Source organism: Candidatus Cryosericum odellii (assembly GCF_003570935.1).
Classification (GTDB): Bacteria; Caldisericota; Caldisericia; order Cryosericales; family Cryosericaceae; genus Cryosericum; species Cryosericum odellii.
Map to the genome: position 1 here is coordinate 1 of NZ_QXIU01000115.1, position 4,368 is coordinate 4,368.

At 55.6% G+C, this 4,368-nt stretch carries 6 protein-coding genes and 1 pseudogene; all 7 read right to left on the bottom strand.

Going from position 1 to position 4,368, the window contains the following annotated elements:
* Nucleotides 1-446: S41 family peptidase (locus SMC5_RS04805; RefSeq protein WP_243625000.1), on the bottom strand; the 446-nt coding region annotated here is incomplete at its 3' end.
* Nucleotides 447-470: 24 nt separating this feature from the next.
* A complete protein-coding gene (locus SMC5_RS04810) occupies nucleotides 471-1,649 on the bottom strand; it encodes a murein hydrolase activator EnvC family protein (RefSeq protein WP_119119819.1) in 1,179 nt (392 codons plus the stop codon).
* Entirely contained in the window at nucleotides 1,646-1,999 is a 354-nt protein-coding gene (locus SMC5_RS11260; protein WP_126854947.1) for a hypothetical protein, read from the bottom strand. Before SMC5_RS11260 ends, SMC5_RS04810 begins: the two co-directional genes overlap by 4 nt.
* Nucleotides 2,000-2,090: 91 nt before the next feature.
* Nucleotides 2,091-2,597, bottom strand: a pseudogene (locus tag SMC5_RS11635) (cell division protein FtsX); the annotation flags it as partial.
* Entirely contained in the window at nucleotides 2,515-3,084 is a 570-nt protein-coding gene (locus SMC5_RS04825) for a cell division ATP-binding protein FtsE (protein ID WP_119119822.1), read from the bottom strand. The pseudogene SMC5_RS11635 and the gene SMC5_RS04825, both read right to left, overlap by 83 nt.
* Before the next feature lie 18 nt (nucleotides 3,085-3,102).
* Nucleotides 3,103-3,966 carry a YitT family protein gene (locus tag SMC5_RS04830; protein WP_165846198.1) on the bottom strand — a complete coding sequence of 288 codons (864 nt, stop codon included), beginning with the start codon at nucleotides 3,964-3,966 and terminating at the stop codon, nucleotides 3,103-3,105.
* A partial coding sequence (locus SMC5_RS04835) for a peptide chain release factor-like protein (protein WP_279386312.1) occupies nucleotides 3,932-4,368 on the bottom strand: 437 nt, incomplete at its 5' end. The genes SMC5_RS04835 and SMC5_RS04830, both read right to left, overlap by 35 nt.

The window sequence follows — 4,368 nt, forward strand, 5'->3', positions numbered from 1 at the left end:
TCGATGAGGTCTCCAGGCTTCAGCCCAGCCTCTTCTGCAGGTGTACCAGCAAATACCCTTACGATCTCGATGGCATCAGCTTTCGCGCTCGGCGTGATGACGACGCCGATGCCTACGTATTCACCAGACAGCTGTTCGCGAAAGTCCGCCGCTTCGGCAGGTGTAAACAGTTCCGTGTATGGGTCGCCGAGCCCAGCGACCTGTCCCTTGAGGAGCTTGCCGGCATCGACCTTCTGGTAGTACTGAAGGCTGAGGGTGTCATAGATCTCCCCGGACAGTTTGAGATAGGTGTCACGGTCAAGGGTCGTCTGGACAGACGATGGCCGGGGAGAGCCTGTAAGGCGTGGGGCAAGGAATGGGTATGCGACAAATCCAGCCCAGAATGCGATCACGACAACGAGCAGCGCGGCTATTGCTATGACAAGCGAGGATTTTCTGGATGGCATATGACTCTCCTTTGGCCGTGAGCGCTACGGTTTTGGCCCAAGATAGAGGAACGGGTTCTTCGGAATGGCATCGATCCGGACCTCAAAGTGTAGATGCGGGCCTGTACTCCAGCCCGTGTTGTCTGAAAGAGCCATTACCTGGCCACGTGTCACGGACTGCCCCTTCTTGGCAATGAACGACTTGAGATGCCCAAAGAGCAGAGTCATATGTTGGCCACATTGAATCATCAGCATGTTGCCATACCCTGAGAATCTCCCCTCGTACACAACCACACCATCCGCAGGAGCGCAAACAGGTGTTGACATACGCACCCCCATATCGATTCCGGTGTGCATCTCCCACACCCCGTTAATTGGGTCGTGGCGCATCCCAAAGAGCTCGGTGATAGTAATATGGCCCGCCACTGGCCAAAGGAGCTTGCCTGTCGACTCATTGCCAAGATATTTTTGCCGATCGATCTCAGCGACAATCTGGTCGATGAGCTTGTTTTCACGGCTCAGTTCGTCTTGAATGCGCTTGTTGTCTACAGTGTATTGGGTACCCTGGGCTGCCAGATAACCCAGGGTCTGCTGCGTGGCAGCTTTCTGCTGCGCCAGAAGGCTTGCCTGTTGTTTCTTGAGCGCATATACCTGGTCCAGTTGGCTCTTCGTCTGCGCATAGTCGGCGCGGTCCGATTGCAGAGCGAGTTTCTGCGTACTTACCGCAGACAGAGACGCCGTGATTTGTTGAAGGACGGCTGACACGCCTTGCTGCGCTTCGACAGTGGCACTAAGGTCGCCTCCTGTGAAAGGAAGACCTGCGACGTCGAGGTTGGACACATGGTACAGGAGATCGATCGACGACCCGGTTCCTGCTGACAACTTGTTGTATTGCTTTTCTCTGACGACGATCTGAGCTGCTGTCTTGCTGAGGAGAGTCTCCAGTTGAGTGATGCGGCTGTCGATGTCCCCTATGTCGCCTTCCAGTTGATCCACTTGGTCATTAAGGGAAGTCAGCTGACTGAGGAGGTTGTACTTGGCCGACTTGTTCTCCGTGATCAGCTTCTGGATTGCCTGAAGCTGTGTTTTCAGCTGGTTCATCTTCTGCTGAGCAGCCTTGAGGTCGCTCGTGAGGTCTCCTTCGACGCCAGGAGCGAAGACGGAGGCACCAACAAACAGAGAGAGAATCAGGACAATAGCAGTGAAAAGTCTCAGGATTCTCATTCGAGAAGGGTCTCCTCTCGACGCTGTTCCTCATCCATGCGGTACGCCAGTAGCGTTGCAATGACGCAGGCCAGAAGGAGGCAAGCCAGGGAGGCCAGTACAACGGCGGAGGCGGCCCCAGCGTAGACGACTCCCACAGGCTCGGGCGTCACCCACGAAAAGGATACCTTGAGCTGTGTCGTGGAATACCTGATGACGCTGGGGAGAACAACGGCGAAGAGGACCGATGCCAGCGCCCAGACAGCGACAAGGTGGGCGGGTGTTGAGAGAAGAACCTGGAGGTTGCTGGCACCGACCACGCTCAGCACTGCAGTCTCTTTTCGTTTGCCATTGATGATGCTGAATGCCATGAGGCAGAAACCCGCAATGAANNCTGTGGACAAACACGTTCGCGTTGGCCATCCCCTGCACCGAGCCTTCGTCATACTCCACGGTTTGAACGCCAGCAAGAGAACGAAGCTCCGCAGCCAAGCCGGTGATGCCTTGCACGGAGACTGGATAGACCCGGATAAGAGGTGGAATCGGATTGCGTGTCAGGTCGCTAAATACGCTTGCAAACTGGGGATACTGAGTCTCAAGCTTCTTGAGGCCGTCTGCGGGACTCACGTATTCCGCACGGGCAACGGCTTCGTCTTTCTGCATCTGCTCGAGAAGAGTCTGAATGGAAGTCTGATCCAGGCCGGCCAGAAGGTATGCGTTGATGGAGTGTGTGCTCTCGATCTCCGAGATGGTGTGGCGTACGTCCATGGACATTGCATAGATGCCAGCGCTTGCGACCATCAGTACAGCTATCAGGATTGAAACGAGGAGAGTACGGACAGGATGTCTCCGAAGGTCCTGCAGTGTCTGCTTGAATGTAAACATATCAGAAGTTGCCCTCCTCGACCTTTCGTCCACCACGGAGCCGTACAAACGGCAGTCGTGTTGACTGGACGAGGTACAGATCATGGGTAGCCATGAAGACAGTGGCACCCTGGCGGTTGGCGTCATGGAGGACCTCGACGATCTTCTCTCCATTGCTCAGGTCGAGGTTCCCCGTTGGCTCGTCCGCGAGAATGATATCAGGTTTTGCGATGAGCGCGCGGGCAAGAGCAACACGCTGCTTCTCGCCTCCGGAAAGCGAGCAGCACAGGCGACGCTGGTATCCCGCGAGGCCGACTTGATCCAGATACTTGTCTACCTCCTGGCTGATGATCACTTTGCCCAGGCCTCGGACAGCCAGTGGCAGCGCCACGTTTTCAGACACGGAGCGGTCGAATAGCAGCATGTAGTCCTGGAACACCATGCCCATTCTCCGCCGCAGAGACGTGAGCGAGCCGCCATGAGCCGCTGCCGTGTCCGCTCCATCAACCAGGATCGTGCCATTCGTCGGCCGTTCGGCACGATAGATGAGTCGCAGAACGGTGCTCTTGCCTGCGCCCGACTCACCTGTCAGAAAGACGAACTTNNTGTATCATCGTGTACCCAGCTCCTTGAATCCGAGACCCAGAGTCTCGGTAACGTCCATGATGGCCACGAAGGCATCAGGGTCAACCTCATGGACGATCTGCTTGAGATGAGATATCTGGCTTTGGGGTACGACGCAGAACACCACTTCCTTGCGTTCGTCCGTGAAGCCGCCAGTTGCAGTGAATTTCGTCACTCCGCGATCCAGTTCGGCCATGACCTTGCCGGCAATGGCTTCCGGTTGGTTGCTGACCACCCAGGCCGCCTTCGAGAAAGAGATTCCTTCCTGTACGAGGTCGATGGCCTTTGCAGAAATATAGAGCGATACGATTGAGTAAAGCGGTATCGTAACGCTCCGGAATGCGATACCCGAGAAAGCAATGATGACTGTGTCGATGATCAGCAGAGTCGTTCCGAAACTCAGCCCTATGCGTTCGGACAACATCTGGGCGAGGAGATCAGTGCCGCCGGTAGAACCGAAGAAACGGAAGATGATGCCAATCCCGATGCCCATGACGACTCCAGCATAGACCGCTGAGAGCAGCATGTCCACATGGAAGCCATGGGTGAAGGGCACGATCACATCAATAAGGACTGATGAGATGATGGTCGCATACACTGAACGCCACAGGAATGCCTTTCCCAGCCTCTTGAGGCTCAGCAGGAAGAGCGGAGTATTCAAGATGATGATTGTTGCACCAATGGGAACGATCTTGAAGAAATGATTCAGAATGATCGCAAGTCCCGAGACGCCTCCGGGAGCCAGATCAACAGGGATGACGAAGAGGGCAAACGAAAGGGCGTAGACGAAACACCCGATCGTTATACCGACGACGTCACGAATCGCTCGAACGACGATTTTCCGCGTCATGTCGCACACTTGCAAGGATGAAGTCCTGCAGGTCGCCGTCGAGAACTGCATCAACGTTTCCTTTTTCCAGTCCCGTCCGGTGGTCTTTGGCCAGCTTGTACGGCTGCAGGACATACGACCGGATCTCGTTGCCCCATTCGGCTGATTTGAAGGCCCCGCGCACTTCCGAAATCTGGGCATCACGCTGCAGTTCCCGCTGCACAAGAAGTCTGGATTTGAGGACGGCCATTGCCATTCGCTTGTTCTGCAACTGCGAGCGCTCGTTCTGGCAACTGGCTGAAATGCCCGTTGGGATGTGCGTGATACGCACAGCGGTAGAAACCTTCTGCACGTTCTGTCCTCCATGACCTGACGCATGAAAGACATCGATGCGCAGATCACCTTCGGGGATGTCGGCGTCCG

Bases quoted from the DNA above. Each gene is read 5' to 3' on its own strand.
- SMC5_RS04810 (WP_119119819.1), bottom strand. From the start codon at position 1,649: ATGAGAATCCTGAGACTTTTCACTGCTATTGTCCTGATTCTCTCTCTG.
- SMC5_RS11260 (WP_126854947.1), bottom strand. From the start codon at position 1,999: ATGGCATTCAGCATCATCAATGGCAAACGAAAAGAGACTGCAGTGCTG.
- SMC5_RS04830 (WP_165846198.1), bottom strand. From the start codon at position 3,966: ATGACGCGGAAAATCGTCGTTCGAGCGATTCGTGACGTCGTCGGTATA.